The organism is Pseudoalteromonas sp. GW168-MNA-CIBAN-0100 (genome assembly GCF_040309225.1).
Lineage (GTDB): Bacteria > Pseudomonadota > Gammaproteobacteria > Enterobacterales > Alteromonadaceae > Pseudoalteromonas > Pseudoalteromonas arctica.
This window is the reverse complement of record NZ_JBEOOL010000841.1, coordinates 1-251: the sequence shown is the minus strand read 5'-3', so window position 1 is coordinate 251 and position 251 is coordinate 1. Positions and strand designations below refer to the sequence as shown.

Genomic DNA, 251 nt, shown 5'->3' with positions numbered 1-251 from the left:
CCCTAAGCACGCCTTTGCTCATATCCATGTTCATTACATGATCGGCTCCGCCTTGCATTGCCGCCAGCGAAAACCCACAGGTATACGAAAATAAGTTAAGTACTTTTGCCTGTTTACTGTTTGCTTGCACAAACTCACGGCCGCTGCGCATATCAGGAAATATTCCAGTATTTTGGCGGCTGGTTAAATCAACTAAAAAGCCAATACCGTTTTCTTTTACCACATGTTGGCTAGGCAATTGCCCATAAACC

The 251-nt window shown here is 44.6% G+C and carries 1 protein-coding gene; it reads right to left on the bottom strand.

The window, feature by feature from the left end:
* Nucleotides 1-251: class I SAM-dependent methyltransferase (locus AAEY62_RS23655; protein ID WP_350636900.1), on the bottom strand; the 251-nt coding region annotated here is incomplete at both ends.